The sequence below is a fragment of the Achromobacter sp. SLBN-14 genome (genome assembly GCF_006715415.1).
Lineage (GTDB): Bacteria > Pseudomonadota > Gammaproteobacteria > Burkholderiales > Burkholderiaceae_B > Achromobacter > Achromobacter mucicolens.
The window spans coordinates 4996998-5023756 of record NZ_VFNE01000001.1; the positions used below are offsets into that span (position 1 = coordinate 4996998).

The 26759-nt window shown below is 67.0% G+C and carries 23 protein-coding genes; 13 read left to right on the forward strand and 10 right to left on the reverse strand.

The features are described 5' to 3' along the window. Positions 1–2: 2 nt before the first annotated feature. The 4 genes from FBY20_RS22920 to FBY20_RS22935 are packed head-to-tail and all read left to right on the forward strand — an operon-like array spanning position 3 to position 4472. Entirely contained in the window at positions 3–824 is an 822-nt protein-coding gene (locus FBY20_RS22920) for an ABC transporter ATP-binding protein (protein ID WP_142056167.1), read from the forward strand. Continuing rightward, entirely contained in the window at positions 821–2665 is a 1845-nt protein-coding gene (locus tag FBY20_RS22925; RefSeq protein WP_142054753.1) for a long-chain fatty acid--CoA ligase, read from the forward strand. The genes FBY20_RS22920 and FBY20_RS22925 overlap by 4 nt, the downstream gene beginning before the upstream one ends. After that, entirely contained in the window at positions 2662–3816 is a 1155-nt protein-coding gene (locus FBY20_RS22930; RefSeq protein WP_142054755.1) for a thiolase family protein, read from the forward strand. Before FBY20_RS22925 ends, FBY20_RS22930 begins: the two co-directional genes overlap by 4 nt. A gap of 5 nt (positions 3817–3821) precedes the next feature. Then, positions 3822–4472, forward strand: coding sequence for a TetR/AcrR family transcriptional regulator (locus FBY20_RS22935; RefSeq protein ID WP_062840744.1), 651 nt, complete (start codon positions 3822–3824; stop codon positions 4470–4472). On the opposite strand, the gene FBY20_RS22940 is transcribed toward FBY20_RS22935, so the two are convergent. The 4 genes from FBY20_RS22940 to prfB form a co-directional block, all read right to left on the reverse strand. Then, positions 4456–4776, reverse strand: coding sequence for a preprotein translocase subunit TatB (locus FBY20_RS22940; RefSeq protein ID WP_142054757.1), 321 nt, complete (start codon positions 4774–4776; stop codon positions 4456–4458). The genes FBY20_RS22935 and FBY20_RS22940 overlap by 17 nt on opposite strands. Positions 4777–4791: 15 nt before the next feature. Next, positions 4792–6315 carry a lysine--tRNA ligase gene (lysS, locus tag FBY20_RS22945; RefSeq protein ID WP_056318923.1) on the reverse strand — a complete coding sequence of 508 codons (1524 nt, stop codon included), beginning with the start codon at positions 6313–6315 and terminating at the stop codon, positions 4792–4794. 10 nt (positions 6316–6325) lie between these two features. After that, on the reverse strand, positions 6326–7081 hold the full coding sequence (locus FBY20_RS22950; protein WP_056318924.1) for an SDR family oxidoreductase: 756 nt from the start codon (positions 7079–7081) through the stop codon (positions 6326–6328). A 43-nt stretch (positions 7082–7124) separates the two neighbouring features. After that, positions 7125–8229, reverse strand: a protein-coding gene (gene prfB, locus FBY20_RS22955; protein ID WP_108696343.1) for a peptide chain release factor 2 whose coding sequence is annotated in 2 segments (ribosomal slippage) — positions 7125–8147 and positions 8149–8229 — 1104 coding nt in all. Because the reading frame shifts where the segments join, the coding sequence is not laid out codon by codon here. A 255-nt stretch (positions 8230–8484) separates the two neighbouring features. Between prfB and FBY20_RS22960 the strand changes: the two genes are divergently transcribed. Then, entirely contained in the window at positions 8485–9795 is a 1311-nt protein-coding gene (locus FBY20_RS22960; RefSeq protein ID WP_142054759.1) for an MFS transporter, read from the forward strand. Positions 9796–9857: 62 nt separating this feature from the next. Here the strand turns inward: FBY20_RS22960 and recJ are convergent, their stop codons facing one another. After that, positions 9858–11558 (reverse strand): single-stranded-DNA-specific exonuclease RecJ, encoded by a 1701-nt coding sequence (recJ, locus tag FBY20_RS22965; protein WP_056318931.1) that lies wholly within the window; start codon positions 11556–11558, stop codon positions 9858–9860. Further along, positions 11540–12490, reverse strand: coding sequence for a hypothetical protein (locus FBY20_RS22970; protein ID WP_142056169.1), 951 nt, complete (start codon positions 12488–12490; stop codon positions 11540–11542). The genes recJ and FBY20_RS22970 overlap by 19 nt, the downstream gene beginning before the upstream one ends. A gap of 130 nt (positions 12491–12620) precedes the next feature. On the opposite strand from FBY20_RS22970, the gene FBY20_RS22975 reads away from it, so the two are divergent. The 3 genes from FBY20_RS22975 to FBY20_RS22985 all read left to right on the forward strand — a co-directional run bounded on the left by FBY20_RS22975 (position 12621) and on the right by FBY20_RS22985 (position 15506). Beyond that, positions 12621–13901, forward strand: a complete 1281-nt coding sequence (locus FBY20_RS22975; RefSeq protein ID WP_056318935.1) for a lipoprotein-releasing ABC transporter permease subunit — start codon at positions 12621–12623, stop codon at positions 13899–13901. Continuing rightward, positions 13894–14607 (forward strand): ABC transporter ATP-binding protein, encoded by a 714-nt coding sequence (locus FBY20_RS22980; RefSeq protein ID WP_056318936.1) that lies wholly within the window; start codon positions 13894–13896, stop codon positions 14605–14607. The genes FBY20_RS22975 and FBY20_RS22980 overlap by 8 nt, the downstream gene beginning before the upstream one ends. A gap of 80 nt (positions 14608–14687) precedes the next feature. Continuing rightward, entirely contained in the window at positions 14688–15506 is an 819-nt protein-coding gene (locus tag FBY20_RS22985; protein ID WP_142054761.1) for a TatD family hydrolase, read from the forward strand. 37 nt (positions 15507–15543) lie between these two features. Here the strand turns inward: FBY20_RS22985 and FBY20_RS22990 are convergent, their stop codons facing one another. Next, entirely contained in the window at positions 15544–16947 is a 1404-nt protein-coding gene (locus tag FBY20_RS22990) for an ATP-binding protein (protein WP_056318943.1), read from the reverse strand. Beyond that, positions 16947–17660 (reverse strand): response regulator transcription factor, encoded by a 714-nt coding sequence (locus tag FBY20_RS22995; RefSeq protein ID WP_056318945.1) that lies wholly within the window; start codon positions 17658–17660, stop codon positions 16947–16949. The genes FBY20_RS22990 and FBY20_RS22995 overlap by 1 nt, the downstream gene beginning before the upstream one ends. 211 nt (positions 17661–17871) lie before the next feature. Between FBY20_RS22995 and FBY20_RS23000 the strand changes: the two genes are divergently transcribed. The 5 genes from FBY20_RS23000 to FBY20_RS23020 all read left to right on the forward strand — a co-directional run bounded on the left by FBY20_RS23000 (position 17872) and on the right by FBY20_RS23020 (position 23638). Beyond that, entirely contained in the window at positions 17872–19893 is a 2022-nt protein-coding gene (locus tag FBY20_RS23000; RefSeq protein ID WP_142054763.1) for a ligand-gated channel protein, read from the forward strand. Between the two features lie 42 nt (positions 19894–19935). After that, the gene (locus FBY20_RS23005) at positions 19936–20886 is read left to right on the forward strand and encodes a siderophore ABC transporter substrate-binding protein (protein WP_082586212.1); all 951 of its coding nucleotides are present in this window, start codon (positions 19936–19938) and stop codon (positions 20884–20886) included. Positions 20887–20914: 28 nt separating this feature from the next. Then, a complete protein-coding gene (locus FBY20_RS23010) occupies positions 20915–21907 on the forward strand; it encodes an ABC transporter permease (RefSeq protein ID WP_056318951.1) in 993 nt (330 codons plus the stop codon). Between the two features lie 91 nt (positions 21908–21998). Beyond that, positions 21999–22883 (forward strand): iron chelate uptake ABC transporter family permease subunit, encoded by an 885-nt coding sequence (locus tag FBY20_RS23015; RefSeq protein WP_142056171.1) that lies wholly within the window; start codon positions 21999–22001, stop codon positions 22881–22883. After that, complete coding sequence (locus FBY20_RS23020) at positions 22880–23638, forward strand: ABC transporter ATP-binding protein (RefSeq protein WP_142054765.1); 759 nt, start codon at positions 22880–22882, stop codon at positions 23636–23638. Before FBY20_RS23015 ends, FBY20_RS23020 begins: the two co-directional genes overlap by 4 nt. Before the next feature lie 13 nt (positions 23639–23651). Here the strand turns inward: FBY20_RS23020 and FBY20_RS23025 are convergent, their stop codons facing one another. Both FBY20_RS23025 and thiM read right to left on the reverse strand, forming a co-directional pair. Continuing rightward, on the reverse strand, positions 23652–25772 hold the full coding sequence (locus FBY20_RS23025; RefSeq protein ID WP_142054767.1) for a 5'-nucleotidase C-terminal domain-containing protein: 2121 nt from the start codon (positions 25770–25772) through the stop codon (positions 23652–23654). A gap of 74 nt (positions 25773–25846) precedes the next feature. Continuing rightward, complete coding sequence (thiM, locus tag FBY20_RS23030) at positions 25847–26662, reverse strand: hydroxyethylthiazole kinase (RefSeq protein WP_142054769.1); 816 nt, start codon at positions 26660–26662, stop codon at positions 25847–25849. Positions 26663–26759 lie beyond the last annotated feature (97 nt).

Sequence of the window (26759 nt, forward strand, 5' to 3'; positions counted from 1 at the left end):
GCATGAACGCGGCCGCGCCGCCCAAGGCGGTGCTCGACATCAACAACATCGAGGTCGTCTACAACAAGGCGGTGCAGGTGCTGCGCGGCTTGTCCCTGTCGGTGCCGGCCGGCAGCATCGTCGCGCTGCTGGGCAGCAACGGGGCTGGCAAATCCACCACGCTCAAGGCGGTATCCGGTCTGCTGGACCTGGAGGACGGGGAACTGGTGCGCGGCCAGATCGTGTTCGCTGGCGGCGACACGGCGGGCATCAAGCCGCAGAACCTGGTGCGGTCGGGCCTGGCGCACGTGATGGAAGGGCGCCGCGTGTTCGAAGACCTGACCGTCGAAGAGAACCTGGTGGCGGCGACCTATGCGCTGACCGGAAGGCCCGCCGCACGCGCGGACTTCGATCTGGTCTACGGCTACTTTCCGAGGCTTTTCGAGCGGCGGCGCGGGCTGGCCGGTTATCTGTCCGGCGGGGAACAGCAGATGCTGGCCATCGGGCGCGCGCTGATTGCGCAGCCGACGCTGATGCTGCTGGACGAGCCATCGCTGGGCCTGTCGCCCATGCTGGTCGAGAGCATTTTTTCGATCATCGCGCGCATCAATATCGAACAGGGGGTGTCGATGCTGCTGGTGGAGCAGAACGCTTCGGTTGCCCTGGCGGTGGCGCATTACGGCTACATCATGGAGACCGGCAAGGTGGTGATCGACGGTTCGGCCGACAAGCTGGCGGCGGACCCCGACGTGCGCGAGTTCTATCTGGGCGTGGGCGGAACGGGCGAGGCCAGGGGCTTTCGCGACACCAAGCACTACAAGCGCCGCAAGCGCTGGCTGTCATGATGGACGCGCACAGGGATCCGGGCGCCTGGCCTGAACTGACGCTGCCGCAGATGCTGCGCGAGCAGGCGCGCCGCCAGCCATCGGCGGTTGCCATCCGGCAAAAGGACTTTGGCATCTGGAAGCCGCTGACCTGGGACCAGTACTGGCAGCGCGCATGCCGCGTGGGGCTGGGACTGCGCGCGCTGGGGCTCAGCGCGGGCGGCCGGGTCGCGATCGTCTCGGACAACCGGGTGGAGTGGCTGCTGACGCAGATGGGGGCGTGCGCGGCCGGCGGCGTGGCGGTGGGCGTCTATTCCACAAGCCCGGCCGAAGAAATGGGCTACGTGCTGGCGCACGCGGACGTCGAACTGGTGGTCTGCGAAGACCAGGAGCAGACCGACAAGGTGCTGCACGTGGCGGACCGGCTGCCGAATTTGCGCCGCATCGTGGTCATTGAAACGAAGGGTCTGCGCGCGTATGGCGCGGCGGATCGGGCGCGCATCGTGACCTTTGCCGAAGTCGAGGCCGATGGCGGCCAGCGCGAAACCGTGGAGCTGGCCGCGCTGAACACGATGCTGGACGGGCAGCGCCTGGACGACACCGGGCTGATGATCTACACGTCGGGTTCCACCGGCAAGCCCAAGGGCGCGATGCTGAGCTACCGCAACATGCGCGGCGTGGCGCCGGGCATCGCCGATCGCCTGTCGATGGATGCGTCCAGCGTGCACCTGTCGTACCTGCCGCTGTGTCACGTTGCCGAGCAGATGCTGTCCACGTTCGTGCCCATCTACCTGGGCACGCAGGTGAATTTTGGCGAGTCGCTGCGCACCGTGCAGGAGGACCTGCGCGAAGTCGCGCCGACGATTTTCCTGGGCGTGCCCCGCATCTGGGAAAAACTGCACGCCGCGATCTCGATCAAGATGCAGGAGGCCGGCCGGTTGCAGCAGTGGCTGTACCGCAATGCGCTGGCACAGTGCGCGCCGTTTCTGGAGAAATCCCCCGCGCAGTATCGCGTGGGCGAGCGGCTGACGCATTGGCTGTGGTACTGGCTGGTGCTGCGCGCGCTGCAGAATTTCATTGGCCTGCGTCGTGTGCGGGTGGCAATGACAGGCGCCGCGCCGATTCCGCCGGACGTGGTGCGCTACTTTCGCACGCTGGGCGTGCCGCTGATCGAGGTGTATGGCCTGACGGAGTCGGCGGGCATGATCTTCGGACAGCATCCGGACCGCGTGAAGGTGGGCACGGTGGGCGAGGCGATCCTGGGCGTGGAATGGCGCATCGGCGAATCCGGCGAACTGCTGGTGCGTGGCGACATGGTGTTCCAGGGCTACTACAAGAACCCGGAGGCGACCGCGGACACCGTGCGTGACGGCTGGCTGCACACGGGCGACGTCGTGGCGCAGGAAGACGGGCGCGTGCGCATCGTGGACCGGCTCAAGGACATCATGATCACGGCGGGGGGCAAGAACCTGACGCCGTCCGAGATCGAGAACGCGGTCAAGGGCAGTCCGTATGTGAAAGAGTGCATCGTCATTGCCGACGGCAGGAAGTACGTGACGGCATTGATCCAGCTGGAATTCGACACCGTGGGCAAATGGGCCGAATCGCGGCGCATCGCGTTCACGCATTTCCGGTCGCTGGCGGAATGCCCGCAGGTGCGCGAACTGGTCCAGCAGGAGGTCACGCGCGCCAACGCCGGGCTGGCGCCCGTCTCGCAGATCAAGCGTTTTCATCTGCTGACCAAGGAACTGGACCATGACGACGGCGAAGTGACTGCAACGATGAAGGTGCGGCGCGCCAGCATCTACCGCGCCTACGCCAACGAAATCGAATCGCTCTATGTTGAGGAGACGACGGCATGAACCAAGCCGTGATCCTGGAAGCCGTGCGCACGCCGTTCGGGCGTCGCGGGGGATGGTGGGCCGAGACCCGGCCCGACTCGCTGCTGGCGGACACCGTGCAAGCGCTGCTGGCGCGCGCGGGCCTGACGGGCGACAAGGTTGAGGACCTGATCGCCGGCTGCGTCAGCCAGGCGGGCGAGCAGGGCGCCAACATCGGCAGGCTGGCCGCGATGCTGGCCGGGCTGCCCGAGAGCGTGCCGGGGGTGGCGCTGAACCGCATGTGCGGGTCCAGCCAGCAGGCCGTGCATTTTGGCGCGCAGGCCATCGCCGCGGGCGACATGCGTTATGTGGTCGCCGGCGGTGTCGAGAGCATGAGCCGCGTGCCGATGTTCCTGGACGTGACGCTGGGCCAAAGCGAATTCCGGGGATTCGAATCGCTGAACCCGGCGTTGCTGGCGCGTTATCCGCTGATTCACCAGATCGAGAGCGCCGAGCGCATCGCCAGCCAATGGGGGCTGTCGCAGGCCGATATGGACGCGTGGGCGCGCGAGAGCCACGCGCGCGCGTGGGCGGCTGCCAGCGCGGGGCTGCATGCCGAGCTGTTGCCGGGCCCGGCGCAAGCCGCGCGCCGCGACGAAGGCATCCGCGAAACGACGGACGCCGCCCGGATGGCGGCTATGGCGCCCGCAATGCGCGCGCCGGGCGAGGGCGGTGTGACGGCGGCCAACGCCAGCCAGCTCGCCGATGGCGCGGCGGCGGTGCTGCTGGGCGACAAGGACGCGGCGCTGGCCGATGGCTTGCGGCCCCGGGCGCGCTTCCTGGCGCGTGTGGTGGTGGGTTCGGACCCCGTGATGCAGCTGACGGGCGTGATCCCCGCGGCGCGGCAGGCGTTGGCGCGCGCGGGCCTGGCGCTGGAGGACATCGACTGGATCGAGATCAACGAGGCCTTTGCAAGCGTGGTGCTGGCCTGGCAGCGCGAACTGGGCGCGGACCTGGCGCGCGTGAATCCGTGGGGTGGCGCGATCGCGCACGGCCATCCGCTGGGCGCCACGGGCGCGGGCCTGATGGCCAAGATGCTGGCGGGGCTGGAGGCGACCGAAGGCGAGCTGGGCATGCAGCTCATGTGCATCGGCCACGGCATGGCGACCGCGACCATCATCCAGAGGGTTTGACCTGCATGGACAAGACCGGGACGGCTGCGTCGCGGGACGAGGGCGCGGAGACGCAACGGCGCCGGGAACTGGTCCTGGCGGCGGGCCGGCTCTTCAGCAAGCGCGGTTATGAGCGCACGACGGTGCGTGAGCTGGCCAAGGCGGTGGGGTTGCAGTCGGGCAGCCTGTTCCACCATTTCCGCAGCAAGGAAGAGATTCTGGTCGCCGTGATGAACAACGGGATCCAGGAAGTCATTGACCTGGGCGAGAAGGCGCTGGACTGCTATGCCGTGCCGGCAGACCGGCTGGCGGCGCTGTTTCGCGTGCATATGTGGAGCATGCTGCACGGCGCGGGCGGGGATGCGATGAACGCGCTGGTGTACGAATGGCGCAGCCTGTCGGCGCCCAGCCAGGCGTCGGTCAAGGTGCTGAGCGACCGCTACGAGGCGATGTGGCAGTCCGTGGTGGCGGGGGCGGTGCAGGCGGGTTTGCTGCGGGGCGATGCGCGCGTCATCAAGCGATGCGTGCTGGGCGCGATGAACTTGACGGTCCAATGGTACAAGCCGGGCGGGCGGCTGGCCCCCGCCGCGTTCATCGACGCCATGTTGCAGGCGGCGTTGCCGGCGCTGCCCGCCGGTGCGGGCAGGTGGCCCGTGGAGCCTAGCCGCGCCGCTTGATGAAGGCGCCGACGGCGCAGGCGACCGACAGCGCCAAAAGCGAGGCCGCGACGGGCAAGAGGAAATCGGCTTCGCCGTGATAACCGCCGCCCGTAACGCCGCCAGCCACGCCACCCATCCAGAGCAAGGCAGTCAGGATTGCAGCGATGAGCGAGATGGCGGTGGCCACGCACAAGGCAATGAACGCCGGCCGCCGCACGGGGGCGGACCGGTAGGGCGTGCCCGGCTGGACGCGGCGGGGTTGCTTGATCCAGTAGACCAGCCCCGCCACGACCAGCAGCAGCATCAGGATCTTGAAGATCATGACGCGCGCCGACGATCAGTCTTCACGGCGCAGGTGCGGGAAGAGGATGACGTCGCGGATGCTGGGGCTGTCGGTCAGCAGCATGACCAGGCGGTCGATGCCGATGCCGCAGCCGCCCGTCGGGGGCATGCCGTATTCCAGGGCGCGGATGTAGTCCGCGTCGTAGAACATGGCTTCCTCGTCGCCGGCGTCCTTGGCTTCGACCTGCGAGCGGAAGCGCTCGGCCTGGTCTTCGGGGTCGTTCAGCTCGGAGAAACCGTTGGCGATCTCGCGGCCGGTCATGAAGAGCTCGAAGCGCTCGGTGATGCCTTCGCGGGTATCGGAGGCGCGCGCCAGCGGCGAGACTTCGACCGGGTAGTCGATGATGTAGGTGGGGTTCCAGAGCTTGGCTTCGGCGGTCTCTTCGAAGAGCGCCAGTTGCAGCGCGCCCAGGCCGGCGCGAGACAGCACGGGGCCGTCTGCGTCGGCGCCCAGCTTTTTCAGTTCGGCGCGCACGAAGGCCGGATCATCGAGCTGGGCCTGGGTGTAGCCGTCGGTGTACTTGAGGATGGCTTCGCAGATGGTCAAGCGGTCGAAGGGCTTGGACAGGTCCAGCTCGCGTTCCTGGTAGGTCAGGACGGCGCTGCCGGTGGCCGAGATGGCGGCCTGGCGGATCAGCTCTTCGGTGAAGTCCATGAGCCAGCGGTAGTCCGCGAAGGCTGCGTAGAACTCCATCATCGTGAATTCGGGGTTGTGCCGCGGGCTCACGCCTTCGTTGCGGAAGTTGCGGTTGACTTCGAACACGCGTTCGAAGCCGCCGACGATCAGGCGCTTGAGGTAGAGCTCGGGCGCGATGCGCAGGAACATTTCCATGTCCAGCGCGTTGTGGTGCGTGACGAAGGGCTTGGCCGCCGCGCCGCCCGGGATCGGGTGCAGCATGGGCGTTTCGACTTCAAGGAAGCCCGCGTTCAGCATGAACTGGCGGATGCTGCCCACGGCCTTGCTGCGCGCCTCGAAGGTGCGGCGCGTGGCGTCGGTCATGATGAGGTCGACATAGCGCTGGCGGTAGCGCAGTTCCTGGTCGGCGACGCCGTGGAACTTGTCGGGCAGGGGGCGCAGCGACTTGGACAAGAGGCGCGCCGAGGCGGCGTGCACCGACAGTTCGCCCTTGTTGGTCTTGAAGACCGACCCTTCGATCGCGATGATGTCGCCGATGTCCCACTGCTTGAACGCGGCGTAGACGTCTTCGCCGAGCGTGCCGCGGTCCAGGTAGATCTGGATGCGGCCGGTGCTGTCCTGAAGCGTGGCGAAGCTGGCCTTGCCCATGACGCGCTTGAGCATCATGCGGCCGGCGACCTTGACGTTGACGGCGGCGGCGGCCAGGGCTTCCTGCTCCTGGCCGTCGTACTTGTCATGCAGGGCCGCGGCGCGGGCGTCCGGGACGAAATCGTTGGGGTACGCGACCCCGGCTTCGCGCAGTTTGGCCAGCTTGGCGCGCCGTTCGGCGATCAAGCGGTTTTCATCCTGGGCGGGTGCCGGAGTGGTCGAGTGGTCGGTCATGGTCGGGGGATCAGTCGTAATTGCGGATGTCGTCGATTTCGGTCGTGCCGAAATCTTCGCGATCCAGGTAGGCGAGGATGCGGGAGGCTACGTTGGCGGGCGAGGACAGCTTGCCGGTGGCATGGAAGTCCTGGAACTTGGCCAGCGCGGGGAAGCTTTCGGGGTCGCTTGCGCGGATGGCGGCCTGCATGTCGGTGTCGACGATGCCGGGGGCCAGCGCGACGATGCGGGCGCCGTCGGCGCCTTGTTCCTGCTTGACGACGCGGGCGTGCATGTCGAGCGCGGCCTTGGTGGCGCAGTACACGCCCCAGCCGGCGTTGGGATTGCGGCCCGCGCCGGAGGAGATGTTCAGGATGCGGCGGTCGGCCTTGATGTCAGCGACGGCGGCGAGGAACCGCCCCGTGAGCAGCATGACGGCCGTGACGTTCAGGTTGAAGGCGGCGGTGATGGCCGCGCCGTCGGTGAGTTCGTCGGTGCGCGCCACCGGATGCACCGTGCCCGCGTTGTTGATCAGCAGATAGCGTTTGGCGTCGCGCGGCAGCGCGGCGCAGATGCGTTCGGCTGCGGATTCGGCCGCTTTCAGGTCCGAGAGGTCCACGGACAGTTGTTCCAGCTGCACATCCTGCGAGCGCGCGTGGGCGGCGAGGTCGGGGTCTTCGCGGCGCGCCAGGGTAATCAGGCGGGTGCCGGGTTTGACCAGGCCGCGCGCCATGGCGGCGCCGATGCCGCGCGAAGCGCCGGTGAGAATAGCAATGGTGTCGGACATTCGTGGACCTCTGGGTGCGTGAAAGCGGGAAGAATCGCGGAACTTAGACGTTTTGCTTCAGGCTGGCCTGGATGAAGGGATCCAGGTCGCCGTCCAGCACTTTCTGCGTGTTGGAGATTTCGACGTTCGTGCGCAGGTCCTTGATCCGGCTCTGGTCCAGCACGTACGAACGGATCTGGTGGCCCCAGCCCACGTCGGTCTTGGAGTCTTCCAGCTTCTGCTGCTCGGCCATGCGGTTGCGCATTTCCAGTTCGTAGAGCTTGGACTTCAGCATCTGCATGGCTTCGGCGCGGTTGCGGTGCTGCGAACGGTCGTTCTGGCACTGCACGACGATGCCCGTCGGGATGTGCGTCAGGCGCACGGCCGAGTCGGTCTTGTTGATGTGCTGGCCGCCCGCGCCCGAGGCACGGTAGGTGTCCACGCGCAGGTCGGCGGGGTTCACTTCGACCTCGAAGGAATCGTCGACTTCCGGATACACGAAGACGCTGGCGAACGACGTGTGACGGCCGCCCGACGAGTCGAAGGGGCTTTTGCGGACCAGGCGGTGCACGCCGGTTTCGGTGCGCAGGTAGCCAAAGGCGTAGTCGCCCTCGATCTTGATCGTGGCCGACTTGATGCCCGCGACTTCGCCGTCGGATTCTTCAAGGATCTCGGCCTTGAAGCCCTTGCGTTCGGCGTACTTGAGGTACTGGCGCAGCAGCATCGACGCCCAGTCCTGCGCTTCCGTGCCGCCCGCGCCGGCCTGGATGTCCAGGAAGCAGTTCAGGGGATCGGCCGGGTTGGAGAACATGCGGCGGAATTCCAGGGCTTCGAGCTTTTCCTGGAAGGCGTCGGCGTCCTGTTCGATCGCTTCGAGGGTGTCGCCGTCATCGTCGGCGGCGGCCATTTCGAAGAGTTCCTGGGAATCGGCCACGCCGGCGCCCAGGCTCGTGAGCGTTTCCACCACGTCCTCGAGCGATTTCTTTTCACGGCCCAGGTCCTGGGCGTGCTTGGGGTCGTTCCAGACGGCCGGGTCTTCGAGTTCGGCGTTTACGACCTGGAGGCGTTCAGCTTTGGCATCGTAGTCAAAGATACCTCCGTAGAGCCTGTTCGCGCTCCGCGTAGTCGGCGAGGCGGGCTGCGAGCTGGTTCTGACGTTCGGCTTCCATGATGATCCTGTCCTGATGACTTTGTGCGAAACCTGGCATTTTACCGTGGATGGAGCCTGTTCGCGGGCGTGCGTCGCGGGCACGGGCGGCGCGTCCTATTTCCGGGGTGATGCAGGGGCGAATCCAGTTGTTCAGTTTTTTGTCAACCCGACGGCTCTAGCCTTGGCTGGTGGCCGCGATGTCCCCGTTTGGGATGCGGACCGCGACAACGCCGGCCCCGCGCCGGCCTATCCCGCCAGAGGAATGGAGACAGTGATGGAAAACACGATGCCCCCCGGGGTCTCGCCGGCGCTCGGCGCCAGCGAAGAGGACCGGATCTACCGCAAGGTGGGCTGGCGGCTGGTGCCGCTGCTGGTGGTCTGCTATGTGGTGGCGTACCTGGACCGCGTGAACGTGGGGTTCGCCAAGCTGCAGATGCTGCAGGAACTGCAGTTCAGCGAGACGGTGTATGGACTGGGCGCCGGTATTTTCTTCATCGGCTACTTTCTCTTCGAGATTCCCAGCAACATCATCCTGCACAAAGTGGGGGCGCGGATCTGGATCGCCCGGATCATGATCACGTGGGGCATCATCTCGGCGTGCATGATGTTCGTGACCAGCGTGCATATGTTCTACCTGCTGCGATTCCTGCTGGGCGCGGCCGAGGCGGGCTTCTTCCCGGGCATCATCCTGTACCTGACCTATTGGTACCCGGCCGCCCGGCGCGGACGCATCACCACGTTCTTCATGACCGCCGTGCCCATGTCCGGCCTCATCGGCGGCCCGATTTCCGGGTGGATCATGGCGACGTTCCACGGCGACCACGGCCTGTCGGGCTGGCAGTGGCTGTTCCTGCTGGAAGGGATTCCGTCGGTGGTGATCGGCGTGCTGGTGCTGATCTATCTGGATGACCGCATCAACAAGGCCAAGTGGCTGACGGCCAATGAAAAGGCCGTGCTGATCCGCAACATTGCGGCCGAGGAACAGCAAAAGGAAGATCCGCCGATCCGCGCCGCGCTGACCAAGCCGCGGGTGTGGGCGATGGCGCTGATCTACTTTTCGTTCGTGATGGGGCTGTATGGGGTGGGCTTCTGGATGCCCAGCCTCATCAAGAACACGGGCGTGCAGAGCCCGCTGGCCATCGGCCTGCTGACGGCGGTGCCCAACCTGTTCGCCGTGATCGGCATGATCCTGATTTCGCGCAATTCGGACCGGCAGCGCGAGCGGCGCTGGCACGTGGCGTTGCCGGCGCTGTTTGGCGCGGTGGGGCTGTTCCTGTCGGCGGTGTGGAGCGGCAATACGGCGCTGGCGATTCTGGCGCTGACGGTGGCCAATATCGGTATCTGCACGGTCCTGCCGCTGTTCTGGAGTCTGCCGACGGCGCTGCTGGGCGGCACGGCGGCCGCTGCGGGCATTGCGCTGATCAACTCGGTGGGCAATCTGGCCGGCTTTGTCAGCCCGTATCTGGTGGGCTGGTTGAAGGACATGACCGGCACCACGAATACGGGGCTGTACATGCTGGCCGGCTGCCTGGTGGTGGGAGCATTGGTGGCGCTGGCGCAGCCGGCGAAGCTGGTGAATAAGTAGCGCCGTTGGGAGGCGGTGTCTGACACCCAGGGAAGAGGCGCGGTGCGAGACACCGCCGCGCACTACCCGGCGTGTTCGATCACCAGTTGCACCGACACCATCCCATTCCACACGTTCTGTTCCAGACGGTACGCCGCCTGGATATGTTCCGGCAGCGATTGGTCGTGGCCGAACCAGATGGCGTCAAAGCGTTGGTGGCCGCGTTCCAGGGACAGTTTCAGGTGCTTTTCGCCGACCAGCCGCTGGTTGCGCACGACGAATTCGTCCAGGAACAGGGGGGCGGCAAAGCCGGCACCCCACACCTGCTGTTGCAGCATGCCGGCCACGTCAGCGTTGGCGTAGCCGGTTTCCAGCGACCCGTCGGTTTCGATGATGGGTTCGAAGGTGTCGCGTCCGGTGAGTTCGCGCACCGCCGCGTCGAAGGCGGGGGCGAAGGCCGGGAAATCGGCCTTGCCCAGCGTTAATCCGGCTGCCATCGCGTGGCCGCCGAACTTGCGGATCAGGTTGGGATGGCGCTTGGACACCAGGTCCAGCGCGTCGCGCAGGTGGACGTCGGGGATCGACCGGCCAGAGCCGCGGATCTCGTCGTCGCCCGCGGGCGCGAAGGCGAGGGTGGGGCGCCAGAATTTTTCCTTCAGGCGCGAGGCGACCAGCCCCACGACGCCCTGGTGCCAACCCGGGTCGAACACGCAGACGGTCGCGCCTGCGGCGGCGTCGGGCGCTTCCATGGCGGCCAGCGCCTGCTCGCGCATCTCGGCTTCAATCGTGCGGCGTTCGCGGTTGATGTTGTCCAATTCACGCGCCATTTCCAGGGCCTGCGCCTCGTCGTCCGTGGTCAGGCAAGCGATGCCCAGGCTCATGTCGGCCAGGCGGCCCGCGGCGTTGATGCGCGGACCCAGCGCGAAACCCAGGTCGAAGCCGTTGGCGCTACGCGGCTCGCGTCCGGCGACGGCGAAGAGCGCGCGCAGCCCCGGCTGCAGGCGGCCGCTGCGCATGCGCTGCAGGCCTTGCGTGACCAGCAGGCGGTTGTTGGCATCGAGCTTGACCACGTCGGCCACGGTGCCCAGCGCAACCAGGTCGGACAGCGCATCCAGGCGCGGGCCGCCGTCGGGGGCGTACACGCCGCGGCGGCGCAGTTCGGCGCGCAGCGCCAGCATCATGTAGAAGATGACGCCCACGCCGGCCAGGTTCTTGGACGGAAAGCCGCAGCCCGGCTGGTTGGGATTCACGATGGCCAGCGCGTCGGGCAGGGTGTCGCCCGGCAGGTGGTGATCGGTGATGACGACGCCGATGCCGGCGGCATTGGCGGCGGCCACGCCGTCGACGCTGGCGATGCCATTGTCCACGGTGATGATGATGTCGGGCTTGCCGGCGCGGTGGCGGCAGGCCAGCTCGACCACGGCGGGCGACAAGCCGTAGCCGGTTTCGAACCGGTTGGGCACCAGGAAGTCGACATCGGCGCCCATGGCCGACAGCGCGCGCAGGCCGACCGCGCAGGCGGTGGCGCCGTCGCAATCGTAGTCGGCCACGATCAGCAGCTTCTTGCCTGCCTGGATGGCGTCGGCCAGGACGGCGGCGGCATGCGCCGAGTGCGTCAGACCCGCCGGCGGCAGCAGGGACGGCCAGGCGAGGCGGGTCTGGTCGGGATGGGTCACGCCGCGCGCGGCCCACAGGCGGGCCAGCAGCGGATGGATGCCGGAGGATTCGAGGATTTGGCAGGCGGCCAGGTCGGCCGGACGGATCGTTAAGCGGGGTGAGACCACCAGGCGCTCCAGTTCTTCTTGGGCGCGGGCAGCAAGCCAAGCAGGCCCCCGCGCGGTTTCAGGTCAAGGGCGGCCTGGCGGTCATCGCCCAGCAGCAACAGTTCGATGGGCGTGGCGGGCAGGCCTTTGGCGGCCGCCAGCGGGCGCAGATGGCGCGCGTCCAATTCAGCCAGCGCGTCGAGCCAGGCGGCCCAGTCGCCGGCGCGTTGCGGCGCGTCCAGTTCCGTCAGCACCTGGGCCGGGCTGGCGGGCGCCGCCGTCCAGGGCGTGCCGCCGCCATACAGCCACAGGGCGTTCACGGGCGGCAGGCCGCGCGCGGCCCGGTCGTCGTTGACGGGGTGTTCGTGCCACGCCATCTGGATCTCATTGAGCAGGCGCCGCCACGGACGCGCATCAGCATCCTGGCGCCACCAGTCATTCAGGCGCTTTCCCGCCACCGCCGCCGGGCTGGCCGTCTGGGGGCGCAGGTCCGCCGGCAGGCGCAGGCGCCACCGCTGCGGCGAAAGCGGCTCGACCGAGAAGCCGGTGCCGTCAAAGAGGGGGCGGGCGGTCTCCAGCAGGGCGGCCGTTTCGGATTCCGTGAGGTCCATCAAGGCGGGATCCAGCAACGAGGCCTGGTCCGCGCCCAGGGCAAGATGAACCAGTTCGCAGAGCCAGACGGGCTCTTGCGGCGAGGCACTGGACCGTTCTGCGGCCAGCAGCGGGCCGAGGCCCGCGCTTTGCAGCAGGCCGGGCTCGGCGGCGTACCCCGCGCGTGCAAGTTGCCAGGATTCGAAGGCCGTGCAGCCGTGGGCGCGCAGGTCGTAAGCCTGCGGACGGGCGGTCGCGGCCTGCAGCCAGCCGTGCAGGGTGGGCGCGCGCTCGGGCAGGAGCTTGGCCAGTTCGGCGGCGACGGGAAGGGCGGGCAACGCGCCCGGAATGACGATCAGCATGGCCGCGATTGTAGTCCGCGGCGGCATGGGGAACTTCACGCCGTCCGGAACTGCCATACGTTGTCACGGCTGGTCTAGGATCCGCACATCCGCGCGGCGATTTGCGGACGGTTAATGCAATAATGCGCACGTGCTGAAAATACCCTACGAACTTTGGATCGGCGCCCGCTATGCGGGTCTTGCCCGTATCCGCCAGCGACGCGGCCGCCGCGATCGCTTCATCTCCTTCATCGCCGCCAGCTCCATGGCGGGCATCGCGCTGGGCGTCGCCGCCCTGATCGTGGTGCTGTCCGTGATGAACGGCTTTCAGAAAGAAGTGCGCGACCGCATGCTGTCGGTGCTGCCGCACATCGAACTCTACCTTCCCGGCGCGTCGCCCGAACGGGTGCTGGAGCAGTGGCAACAGTTTGCCACCGCCGCCGAGCGCAACCCCGAGGTCAAGGCGGGCGCGCCCTTCGTCGCGGCGCAGGGCATGCTGGTCAGGGGCCAGGCGCTACGCGGCGTTCAGGTGCGCGGCATCGATCCGGCCACCGAGGGCAATGTGTCGGACCTGCCCCGGCAAATGGTGTCGGGCAAGCTGACAGACCTGAAACCCGGCGGCTTCGGCGTGGTGCTGGGCAATGAACTGGCCGACGGCATGGGCGTCAAGGTGGGCGACACGCTGCTGATGATGGCGCCCCAGGGCTCGATCAGCCCGGCCGGTTTCGCGCCGCGCATGCGTCAGTTCACCGTGGTGGGCGTGTTCTCGTCCGGCCACTATGAATACGATTCCTCGCTGGCTTTCGTCGACAACGAAGACGCCGCCCGCGTCTTCCGAGAAAGCGGCACCGCCGGCGTGCGCCTGCGCATCGCCGACATGCAGAAGGCGCCCGAGGTGGCGGCCGAGCTGCGCAACGTCCTGCCGCCCTATGTCATGGCCAGCGACTGGTCGCGCAACAACCGCACCTGGTTTGCCGCGGTCCAGACCGAAAAGCGGATGATGTTCCTGATCCTGGCGCTGATCGTGGCCGTGGCCGCGTTCAACCTGCTGTCCTCGCTGGTCATGGCCGTCAAGGACAAGCAATCGGACATCGCCATCCTGCGCACGCTGGGCGCGGGGCCCGGCGAAGTGGCCCGCATCTTCCTGGTGCAAGGTGCGCTGATCGGCGTGATCGGCACCTTGCTGGGCGTGGCCGGCGGCATTGCCATCGCCTACAACGTCGATGTGATCGTGCCGTTCATCGAGCGCATGCTGGGCGTGCACTTCCTGCCGCGCGAGATCTATTTCATCAGCGCGCTGCCGTCCGATCCCCAGGTGGGCGACATCGTCACCATCGGCGTGACCTCGCTGGTGCTGTCCCTGCTGGCGACCTTGTATCCGAGCTGGCGCGCCTCGCGTCTGCAACCCGCACAGGTGCTGCGCCATGATTGATTCCCCGACGCACACGCCCCAGGCCGGCGCCACCCCGGCGCTGCAGGCCGAGAACATCGTCAAGGTCTACGACGAAGGCCCCGCCCGCATCGAAGTGCTCAGCAACGTCAGCCTGTCCGTCGCGCGCGGCGAGATGGTCGCCATCGTGGGCGCTTCGGGATCCGGCAAGAGCACCTTGCTGCATATCCTTGGACTGCTCGACGTGCCCACCAGCGGTTCGATCACCGTTGATGGCCAACTGGGCATCGGGCTGTCCGAATCGCGGAAAAGCGCGGTTCGCAACCGCAGCCTGGGCTTTGTCTACCAATTCCACCATCTGCTGGCGGAGTTTTCGGCGCTGGACAACGTGGCGATGCCGCTGATCGTGCGCCGCGAGAACCGCGACAAGGCGCGCGAGGCCGCGCGCGAGGTCCTGGGCCTGGTGGGCCTGTCGGCCCGCGAAGGCCACTTTCCGGGGCAGTTGTCGGGCGGCGAACGCCAGCGCGTGGCGCTGGCGCGTGCCCTGGTGACGCGACCGGTGTGCGTGCTGGCCGACGAGCCCACGGGCAACCTGGACCGCCACACCGCCCACAACATGTTCGAATTGCTGACCCGGGTGAACCAGGAGTCGGGCACGGCATTTGCGATCGTGACGCACGATCCCGAACTTGCCGCCCGTGCCGACCGTCAGTTGCTGATGGAAAACGGCCGCCTGGTGTCCGGCTAGCCCGGTCCGCAGCGAAAGCCGCCGGTCGCTGGTCCGCGCGGCGGCCGCGGGCGGATAATCCGCATTCGGAGGACACGCCCATGCTCATCGACACGCATTGCCATCTGGACGCCGCTGAATTCGACGCCGACCGCACCGAGGTCGCGGACCACGCCGCCCGCTCGGACGTCCAGGTCATCGTGATCCCGGCCATCGAACGGGCCAACTTCGCCATCGTGCGTGACCTGGCTGCCAGCGTCGCCGGCGGCGCCTACGCGCTGGGCATTCATCCCTTGTACGTCCAACGCGCCGACGACGCCGATCTGGACGCGTTGCGCGAGGCGATCAAGGCATCGCTTGGCGATCCGCGCTTTGTCGCCATTGGCGAAATCGGACTGGATTTCTTCGTGCCGGAAATTGCGTCCGGCGAGCCGCGCGAGCGCCAGGAGCGCTTCTACGCCGCGCAGCTGGACATGGCCGTCGAATTTGGCCTGCCGGTGCTGCTGCACGTGCGCAAATCCCAAGACATCCTGCTGAAATACCTGCGCCGCCATCCGCGCATCGGCGGCATTGCGCACGCGTTCAATGGCAGCGCCCAGCAGGCGCAGGCCTTCATCGATCATGGATTCGCCCTGGGAATGGGCGGCGCGATGACGTTCGAGCGCGCGCTGCAGATTCGCCGGCACGCGGTGGACGTCGGGCTGGAGCATCTGGTGCTTGAGACCGACGCGCCCGACATTCCGCCTGCCTGGCTGCACGAGCCCAACCGCCGCAATCGTCCCGGCGAACTGGCACGTATTGCCGAGGTGCTGGCGGAGTTGCGCGGCATCACGCCGGGGCAGGTGGCGCACGCGACGACCGCGAATGCCATGCGGGTGTTGCCCAGGCTGCCCGCAGCCATCCTGGCCGACGCGGACTGACCGCCACGTCCTCGACCCGGGCGCCGTGCCCGCCGTCTTACGCTGGCGTAGTCAGCAGCGGCAGGTCCATGCGCACGCTCAGGCCCTGCGGCGCCACGTTGCGGGCCGATATCGTTCCCTTGTGCGCGGCGATCGCGGCTTGCGCGATCGACAGGCCCAGCCCCGCGCCGCCGCCTGGCGTGTGGGCGGCGGCGGCCGATCCCGCGCGATAGAAGGGCTCGAACAACGACGCGAGTTCCTGCGTGGCGACGCCCGGACCGCGGTCTTCGATTTCAAGGCTGGCCTCGGTGGCGCTGGTCAGCAAGCGCACGCGGATGACGCTTTCGGCGGGCGCGTAGCGCAGGGCGTTGCGCAGCACGTTCTCGATCGCGCTGGCCAGGCTGGCGCGGTCGCCGGCGATCAGGATGGGCGCCGGCGTTTCCCAATCGATGCGCAGTCGCCGGCCCTCGGCCTCGTAGCGCGCGTCGTCCACCACGCCCGATACGACTTCGGACAGATCCAGCGGTTCGGTGGGCACGGGTAGCGCGCCCACACGGGCAAGCCGCAACGTGTTGCCCACCAGCGCGTCCAGGCGTTCGCATTCGCGTTCGATGCGGTCCAACTGCAGGTCGCGCCGTTCGTCGTTGCGCCGCGCCAGTTCCGAGGCCAGGCGCAAGCGCGCAAGCGGCGACCGGAGTTCGTGCGCGACGTTGTGCAGGAGCTGCTCGCGCGTATCGACCAGCGCCTTCAGGCGCACGGCCATGGCGTCGAAGTCGCGCGCCAAGAGGCCGAGTTCGTCCTTGCGCGTGGCGAGCTTGGCCGGGGTGTGCGTGTCCAGGCGTCCCGCGGCCAGGGCATGCGTGGCCTGGCGCAGTTGCGCGAGCGGCGCGGTGATGTGGCGGGTCAGCGCCCAGCAAAAGGGAGCGGTGACCGCCAGCGCGAACAGCAGCAGCGCGAGCGCGACGGGCGACAACGCCAGCACCTCCCAGCGCGACGAGTCAAAGGGCAGGAACAGCATCAGCATTTCCGAGCCGTCCGGCAGCATCAGCGTCTGGGGTTCCCACCAGGAGACGCGCTCGCCGGCGGGATCGGCCGGCGCGTAGTCGGACTGCGTCGCCCGGTCGGGTCCCGCGCGGTACGCGACCAGCCAGTCATGCAGCCGCGTGGGCAGGCGCCTGCCCAGGATGTCCCGGTCCTCTGCATCCATGATGTAGATCTTCAGCGCCGAGTAGTTGTCGTCCATGGCGCGGACCCAGCGCGCCAGGCCTCCTTCGCCCTGCGTGCGCGCCACCTGCGCGGCGTCGCGCGTGAGGTTGCCCGGGTTCAGGCCATCCAGCGAATTGAAGCGGTACCAGGCCACGCTGGCCGTCAGCACCATGCCGCAGACCAGGATGACCGCCATGGCGCCCCAGAACGTCAGGAATGCGCGCCAGAAAAGCGAGCGGGCGGGCAGCAGCGTCATCACGCGGCGCCCGCCAGCACGTAGCCCAGCCCGCGCAGATTCCGGATGGACAGCATGTCTGCATGTTGATCCAGGCGCAGCTTCTTGCGCAGGCTGCTGATGTGCGTGTCGATGCTGCGGTCGTACCGGTCTGGGGCGCGGCCCAGCGCATACAGGCCGATCTGGTCGCGTGCGATCACCTGGCCGGGCGCGCGCATGAGAATTTCCAGGATGCGCTGTTCGGCGCCGGTCAGCATGACCTCGTCCGCGCCCAGGCGCGCGCGGCCCGTCGCCGGATCCAGCGAGAGCGCGCCCAGGCTGAGGGACGGGCTGGCGGGGGCGGGGGCGTGCTCGAAGCGGCGCAGCACGGCCGTGATGCGCGCCTTCAGTTCGCGTGGGCTGAACGGCTTGGCCAGGTAATCGTCGGCGCCGAATTCCAGCCCCAATACGCGGTCGGTCTCGCCGCCGTGCGCCGTGAACATGATGACGGGGCGGCGTGAGCGCTGGCGGTAGTGCTTGAGCAGGTCAAGACCATTGCCGTCGGGCAGCATGAGATCCAGCAGCACGAGGTCAAAGTCGTCCTGCGCCAGCAGGGTCTGGCCTTGCGAGCGGGTGTGCGCCAGCGTGAGCTGGCACTGATTCGGTTCCAGGTATTCACGCAGCATCTGCGCCAGCTCGACGTCGTCGTCGATGAGCAGGATGCGGCGCGCCACCGCTGAATGATTCAAGAGCATGCGTGTTGGGCGTCGTGCATCCGGCAGTTTGGCCGAAGGGTGCACGGCGAAGTGTCAAGAAGTGCAAAGAAGATAAAAGTTGCGGAAAGCGTGTTGCCGCGTGCTGCAAGCCCCAATTCTAATATGAGAATGGTTTTCATTAATAAGTGGGAGCCGGCGTAACGCCGCGCGTGGGGTGCGGTGCAAACCGGGGACGGGAGAAGTTGGAATCATGAGCAGGAAAGAAGTGGCCACGGGCCAGCGCATCGCCGCGTCGCGCACGCAACTGGCCGCCGCCTTGTGCGCCGCGGGTTTCGGCATTGCGCCGCAAGCGGTCTGGGCCCAGGCCGCCGACGCCACCACGACGATGGACACGGTGGTCGTGACCGCCAGCGGTTTTGAGCAGCGCATCCAGGATGCGCCCGCCTCGATCAGCGTGATCACGCGCGAAGACCTGGACAAGAAGTTCTACCGCGACTTGAACGACGCGCTGGTGGAAGTGCCCGGCGTCATCGTCACGGGCGGCGGCGACCGCCAGGACATCAGCCTGCGCGGCATGGGACCGAAGTACACCCTGATCCTGATCGACGGCAAGCGCCAGAACTCGCGCGAAACCCGCACCAATTCGGATTCGACGGGCGTCGAAGGCGGCTGGACGCCGCCGCTATCGGCCATCGAGCGCATTGAAGTCGTGCGCGGGCCGATGTCGTCGCTGTACGGCTCGGACGCGATGGGCGGGGTGATCAACATCATCACGCGCAAGGTGCCTGAAGAATGGCATGGCGAAATCCGCATGGATACGACCATCCAGGAAAGCAGCAATTCGGGCGACATTTACCAGGGCAATTTCTACCTGGCCGGTCCGATCAAGAACGACCTGCTGGGCCTGCAGATCTACGGCCAGGCCACCCAGCGCGACGAAGACGACATCTACAACGGCTTTCGCAAGCGCAATGCCGAAAGCGTGACGGCCAAACTGGCGCTCACGCCCAACCGCGATCACGACATCGTGCTGGAAGCGACCACGATGCGCCAGAAGTTCCAGGACACCCTGGGCAAGACGGTCGAGCCGCTGCCGCCCGGCACCGCGTGCCCGCGAACGGGCTGCCCGTCGTCCTCGGAAACCGATTACCGCAGCAGCAAGTGGGCGCTGTCGCACACTGGCCGCTGGGGCTGGGGCGTATCCGACAGCTACGTGCAGCAGGAAGAGTTCGACAACCGCTCGCGCCAGATGAAGATCAAGAACCTGGACCTGCAGACCAGCTGGTCGCTGCCGCTGGGTTCGCACATGCTGACGTTGGGCGGCAGCTACCTGAACCAGCGCCTGAACGATCAGACGGGCAACCAGCTTGCCGGCGGCCCGAGCAAGGTCGAACGGTATCAATGGGCATTGTTCGCCGAGGACGAATGGCGCCTGACCGAAAGCTTCGCCGTCACGACCGGCCTGCGCATGGACCAGGACGAGAACTTCGGCAGCCATTTCAGCCCGCGTCTGTACGGCGTGTGGCACATGGCCGAACGCTGGACCCTGAAGGGCGGCGTCTCCACGGGTTTTCGCGCGCCCGACCTGCGCCAGACCGTGGCCGGCTGGGGCCAGACGAGCCGTGGCGGCAACATGTACGGCAACCCGGACCTGACGCCCGAAAAGTCCGTGACCCAGGAAATCGGCCTGCTGTATGACGATGGCCAAGGCGTGAGCGCCGGCGTCACGCTGTTCAACAACGACTTCAAGGACAAGATCACCCGGGTGGCTTGCCCCTTGACGCAGTGCACGGACGGCCCCAACCAGTTCGGCTCGAATCCCACCACCTACATGAACGTGGACAAGGCCGTGTCGCGCGGCGTCGAAGCCAGCCTCAAGTTGCCGCTGGCGGCCGATTGGTCGATGACCAGCAGCTACACCTTCACGAAGTCCGAGCAGAAGTCGGGCCAATACAAGGGCGAGCCGCTGAACCAGTTGCCCAAGCACCTGTTCACCACCACGGTGAACTGGCAGCCGTCCGACGCGCTGCAGGCCTGGGCCCGCGTGAACTTCCGCGGCCGCGAGAGCCAGCCGGTGACCGGCCCGTCTTCGGACGCGCTGGTGGCCCCGTCCTACACCTTCGTGGACCTGGGCGGTTCGTACGCCGTGAACAAGACCGTGTCGGTCTACGCCGGCATCTACAACCTGTTCGACAAAGAGGTCGCCTACGACGACTTCGGCTATGTCGAGGACGGCCGCCGCTACTGGCTGGGCGTGGGCGTGAAGTTCTGAGTTTGACGGGGCGCGAGAGCGCCCCATGACAGAGAGGTTTGCATGAACAATGGAAAACAAGCGGGCGCTGCCCGCCGCTGGGCAACGCGCACCGGCATGGCCTTGGCGCTGAGCGCCGCGGCAGCGGTTTGCGCCGCGCAGTCCACCACGCCGGTCAAGCATGCGCGTGGCGTGACCGCGGTGCCGTCGAACCCAACCAAGGCCATCGTGCTGGATCTGGCCGTGCTCGATACCCTGCACACGCTGGGCGTAGACCCCGTGGGCGTGCCCAGCGCCGCCAAGCTGCCGCCGCACCTGAGCCAGTTTGCGGACAAGCGTTACCTCAAGGCGGGCACGATGTTCGAGCCCAACTACGAGGTCATCCACGCCGCCGCGCCGCAGGTCATCTTCGTGGCGGGCCGCTCGGCGCCCAAGTACGACGAGCTCTCCAGGATTGCGCCCACGGTCGACCTGACGGTTGACGCCAAGGATATGGTCGGCAGCGTCAAGCGCAACACCGAAATGCTGGCCGCGCTGTATGGCAAACAAGACGAGGCGAAGACAAAGCTGGCGGCGCTGGACGCGTCCATTGCATCGCTGAAGGGCAAGGCGGCCAACGCCGGCACGGCGCTGATCGTGCTGACCACCGGCGGCAAGATGAGCGCCTACGGCCCGGGCTCGCGGTTTGGCGTGATCCACGACGCCTTCGGCGTCAAGCCTGCCGCGACGGGTCTGAACGTGTCGAACCACGGCCAGGCGATCTCGTTCGAGTTCATCGCCCAGACCGATCCGGACTGGCTGTTCGTCATCGACCGCGACGCCGCCATCGGCCGCGAGGGCGTGTCGGCCGAGCGCATGCTGGACAACGAACTGGTGCGTCCGACCAAGGCCTGGAAGAACCAGCGCGTGGTGTACCTGAACGGCTTTAACTGGTACCTGCTGGGCAGCGCGGGCCTGACCGCGATGCAGCAGAACGTGGACCAGATCGCGGCGGCGTTGACGCAGGGAAAGTAAGCAGCATGCAAGACGGGAAGGGCGGCTGGTGAACTGGCGGCGCGCAATCGGCGGGTGGGGCGGCCTGGCCGCCGTGGTGGTGGTATTGCTGCTGTTGTGCGTGGCCAGCGTCAGCGTGGGCGCGGGCCAGATGCCGTGGACCGCGCTGTGGGACGGCGGCGAGGCGGGCGAGCGCGCGTGGCGCCTGCTGATGGTCAGCCGCATTCCGCGCACGCTTGCGCTGCTGCTGGCGGGCATGGCGCTGGCCGTGGCCGGCCTTATCATGCAGATGCTCGTGCGCAACCGCTTCGTCGAGCCCACGACGGCCGGCACCGTCGAGTCCGCCACCCTTGGCATTCTGGTCATCACGCTGCTGGCGCCCGATACGCCCGTCATCGGCAAGATGCTGACGGCCACGGGCTTCGCGCTGGCGGGCACCTTGCTGTTCTTGGCCCTCTTGCGACGCGTGCCGCTGCGCACGCCGTTCATCGTGCCGCTGATCGGGCTGATCCTGGGCGGCGTGATCCAGGCGGTCACAACCTTCGTGGCGTACCGCTTCGATCTGCTGCAATCCCTGCATGCGTGGACGACCGGCGACTTCTCCGGCGTGCTGCGCGGCCGCTACGAACTGCTGTGGATCGGCTTTGCGCTGGCCTGCGCGGCCTATGCCGCCGCCGACCGCTACACGGTTGCCGGCATGGGCCGCGAGTTCGCGTCCAACCTGGGACTGAATCATGCAAGGCTGACGCTGGTGGGCCTGTTGATCGTTTCCGCCATTTCAGCGGTGGTGGTCGTGACGGCCGGCAGCATCCCATTCCTGGGCCTCATCGTGCCCAATGCCGTCAGTCTGGTGCTGGGCGACAACATGCGCCGGGCCATTCCGTGGGTGGCGCTGCTGGGCGGCGTGTTCGTGCTGGCCTGCGACATCATTGGCCGCCTGGTCATCCATCCCTACGAAATCCCGATCGGGACGGTGGTGGGCGTGCTGGGCAGCATTCTGTTCTTGTGGCTGCTGCGCACGCGGAGGAATCGCGTTGGCTGATATCTCGATAACGCCCTTTGCCGCGCGCGCGCCGCAGACATGGCGCCTTGCGGCGCTGGGGGCTTTTGCGCTGCTCTGCATCGTGGCCTTCATGACGCTGGGCGCCAATGGCCAGTGGTCATTCGTCATTCCTTTTCGCGGCGGCAAGCTGCTGGCGATGTTGCTGGTGGCCTATGCGGTGGCCGTGTCTTCGGTGCTGTTCCAGACGATCACCCACAACCGCATCCTGACGCCCGCCATCATGGGCTTCGATGCGATGTACCTGCTGATCCAGGCGGTTGTGGTGTTTGGCTTTGGGCAGGCGGCGGCCACCGCCAGTCATCCGGTCGAAGCCTTTCTCCTGGAAGTGTGCGCGATGACGGCGTTCGCGTGCCTGCTGTTCCGCTGGCTGTTCTCCGATGCCGTGCGCAGCCTGCATCTGATGATGCTGGTCGGCATCGTCTTCGGACTGCTGTTTCGCAGCCTGTCCAGTTTCGTCGTCCGGCTGATCGATCCGAATGAATTCCTGGTTCTGCAGGACCGCATGTTCGCCAGCTTCAATTCGGTGCGCATCGAGTTGCTGCCGATCGCGCTGGCGGCCGTCTGCGCGGCGTCGCTCCTTATCTGGCGCATGCGCCGGCGCTACGACGTGCTGGCGCTGGGGCGCGATATTGCCTTGAACCTGGGCGTGGACTACCGGCGCACGCTCATGCTGACATTGGCGGCCATTGCGGTGCTGGTGTCCGTGTCGACGGCGCTGGTCGGGCCCGTCACGTTCTTCGGCCTGCTGGTCAGCAACCTTGCGTATCACGCCATGGCGTCGGACCGGCACCGGCACACCGTGCCGGCCGCGATGCTGCTGAGCGTCATATTCCTGGTCGGCGGCCAGACGCTGCTGGAGCGCGTGCTGGGGCTGAACACCACGGTCAGCGTGGTGATTGAATTCGTGGGCGGCGTGATGTTCCTCGTCCTGATCCTGCGCAGGGGGCGCCGATGATAGAAATCCAGAAGGTCAGCAAGCAATACGGCGACACCGTCGTCATCGACGATGTCAGCCTGGATCTGCCGGCAGGCGGCGTCACCGCCATCATCGGGCCCAACGGCGCGGGCAAGTCCACCTTGCTGTCCATGGTGAGCCGGCTGTTGCCGATGAGCGCGGGTCGGGTGCTGGTCGAAGGCCTGGACGTGACGCGCGCCGACAGCCGTGAACTGGCCCGGCGCCTGGCCATCCTGCGTCAGGACAACCACCTGCCGCTGCGGTTGACGGTCAGGGATCTGGTGGCGTTTGGCCGCTACCCGCACACGGGCGGGCGGCTGACGATGGATGACAAGGTCCATATCGACCAGGCCATCGCGTATCTGAATCTGGAGCCGCTGGCCGGCCGCTACCTGGACGAGATGTCCGGCGGCCAGCGCCAGCGCGCGTTCGTGGCCATGGTGCTGTGCCAGGGCACGCGCTACGTGTTGCTGGACGAGCCGCTGAACAGCCTGGACATGAAGCACGCCGTCGCCATGATGGGCACGCTGCGCCGGGCAGCCGACGAACTGGGCAAGACGGTGGTGCTGGTGCTGCACGACATCAATTTCGCATCCAGCTACGCGGACCGCATCGTGGCGATGCGTCAGGGGCGGATCGCCCGGCACGGCACGCCGGCCGAACTGATCCGGCCGGACGTGCTGAGCGATCTGTACGAGCTGCCGATTGACGTGCACGAAATCGGCGGCAAGCGCATCTGCGTCTACTACCGGTAAGGCGGCGGGCCGCTTACTGGTTCAGATCGATCGCGTAACGCGACAGCTGCGTCACCGGGTCCGGCGTCGCGTCGTACACCGAGACGTTGGTCACGCCGTGCGCCGTGGCCATCGCCAGTGTGCCCGGCACCGACGAAAACACCACCGGTCCGGCAAGCCCGCTCACCTGCGTGAAGCGCCAGCTGCGATCCAGCCCGAAAGTGGCCAGGTCGAGCGTCGGGTTCTTCTTGATGTAGGCGATCAGCACGTCGCGGCTGGCATCCGGCGCTTGCAGCACGATGTCGCCCTTGCCGCCGGCCAAACCCGGGAAATCGCCGCCACCGCTGGCGCGGTAATTGTTGGTCACCACCAGGAACTGCGCGGTCAGGTCCAGCGGCGCTCCGTTGTACGTCAGCGCCGTGATGCGCGAGCCCTTCGGCTGCGTCACGTCGATTTCATACCGCAGCGCGTTGCCCGCCGCATACAGCACGTCGAAGTTGAACGTGGGAAAGCCGGTGTCGATCAGGTCCTGCGGCGCGACCTGTGCGGGGTCGATCTGCTTGAACTGCTCGGCCGTCTTCTCCAGCCACTGGCGGACGATGTCGCCGCTGACTCGCACCACTTGCAGCGTGTTCGGGTACAGGTACAGGTCGGCCGCGTTGTTGATGGCCACGTTGCCTTGCTTCACATACGTGAAGTCCCCGGGACCGTTGCGGCCGCCCTTGAACGGCGCCGCGGCCGACAGGATCGGCAGGCCCGCGTACGACGGACTGTTCTTGGCGATGTAGTCGGACAGGTAGTCGATCTGCGCCATGTTCACGATCTGCAGCGCGGACACGTCGCCTGCCAGCGCGTAGTACGTGGCCATGTCGAACTGGCTTTGGCCGATCGGCGTCTTTACGTAGCCGATGGTCGCGTCGTGCTCGGCCTGCACCAGCTGCTGCGCGGCCGAGTCCGGCGCGACGTAGGTCGCGGGCGTGGATCCGCTTTGCGCGGTCAGCCTTGTCGAGATGCGTTGCACCTGCGTGGCGTCCTTCTGCACCTTCCAGCCCTGGTCATACGCCAGCTTGAGCGTGATCTGGCCCAGGTTGTTGCCCCATTGGCCGGCCTGCACGGTGGGCACGCCGTTGATCAAGCCCTTTTCCAGTTCGACGCCCGGCTGCCCGGCAAACTGCGACTTGGCGTTCGTGTCGGGAAAGAGCAGATGCTGGTGGCCCGTGATGAGCGCATCGATGCCCGCCACCTGACTGAGATAGCCCGCGCCGTTTTCCATGTCGGGGCTGTAGGCCGTGGCCAGGTCGATGCCGCCGTGCGCCAGCGCCACCACCAGGTCCGCGCCCGCGGCCTTCATCTCCGGCACATAGCGCGCCGCGGTCTCCTTCCACCCCGTGACTTCCACGTGGCCTTCCAGATTGGCCTTGTCCCATTGCATGATGGGCGGCGGCGCAAAGCCGATCACGCCCACCTTGAGGGGCACGTCGATGGACTTGCCGGTGGTGTCGGTCGCCTTGAAGGTCTTTTCCAGCAGCACATACGGCTTGAAGATCGGCTGCTTGGAGGCGGCCGAGACAACGTTGGCCGACACGAACGGAAATGCTGGGGCGGCGCAATCCTTGGCGCCCGCCGGGTTCGTCTGCGCCGTGCCCTTGCCGACGCCGGCCAGCCCGAAGTCCACATTGGTGATCTGCGACAGATAGGGCAGGCCATAGTTGAACTCGTGGTTGCCCATCGTGGCCGCGTCGTACGACAGCAGCTTCATCTGCTTGTAGATCGCGATCATGTCGGAACACTGCACCGGCGACACCAGCGCCTGATAGTCCGACAGCGCCGTGCCCTGCACCGTGTCGCCGTTGTCGAACAGCAGCGTGTTCGGGTGCTGCTTGCGCGCATTGGCGATCAGCGTGGCCGTGCGGTCCATGCCGTAGCTCTTGTCTTCGGCAAGCTTGTAATAGTCATAACCGAGCACGTTCGCATGCAGGTCCGTGGTGCCCAGAATCGCGACATCCAGCGTGGCGCCTTGCGGCACGCTGGCCTGCGGCGGCGTCTCGGGCGCGGTGGTGTCGTCATCATCGTCATCGCCGCCGCAGGCGGACAGACCGGCTACCAGCGCAAAGCTGGCGGTGACTGCATAGATCTTGCGTAGGTGTGGCTTCACCGTCTTTCCTCCGTGTTGAAGGAAAGAATTTTGGGGACGGTGTGTGACCTACCCGTGACATGCACGGGGCCAAATCAACGCAGGGGAGACTCGCGCGTCAGGCAATCCGCTTCCAGCGCGGCCAGCGCATCCAGGAACCGCCATGCGAACGATCCCGGTCCGTCGGCATGTAACGCGGCGCGCTGGCCCGCAATGCCGAAGCACGACAGCGCGGCCACGGCCGCGGCAAACGCATCGTTGCGCGATACCGCGGCAAACGCCCCGACCACCGCGCTAAGCGCGCACCCGGTGGCGGTCACGCGCGGCATCAGCGGCGAGCCGCCCGTGATGTGTACGGCGCGTGCGCCGTCCGTCACGTAATCGGTTTCTCCCGTCACTGCCACCACCGTCTGGCGCTGCGTGGCGATGTCCCGGGCAGACTGCTCGGCATGCGCCACGGCGTCGCGCGCATCCACGCCTTTGCCCGAGCTGAGGCCGCCGGCCAGCGCAATGATCTCGGATGCGTTGCCGCGGATGATGGCGGGCTTGAGGTCCAGCAGCCGCTGGATGGCGTCACGGCGAAAGGCGGTGGCGTGGTGTGCGACCGGATCAAGCACCCAGGGAGTACCCGCGTGCGCGGCGGCCTGGGCCGTCAGCAGCATGCTTTGCAGCCAGGGCGAGGAAAGCGTGCCGATATTGATGACAACCGCGCCGGCGAATCCGGCGAACTCGGGGGCCTCTTCTTCGGCGTGGACCATGGCGGGCGACGCCCCGATCGCCAGCACGGCGTTGGCCGCGTAGTTCATGGAAACGAAGTTGGTCAGGCACTGCACCAGCGGCGCGTCACGGCGGACGGCGGACAGCAGGTCCTGGGCGTGATGGGCGAGGGGAGTCAGAAGGGAATGGGGCATGCCGGGCGGATGTTGCGCGGGGACGCGCTCCCCGGGTTGATGGCGTATGTTCCCGGGGGCAGGGGGAAGGTGTCAAGCTCCCGCGAGGGACGCGAAG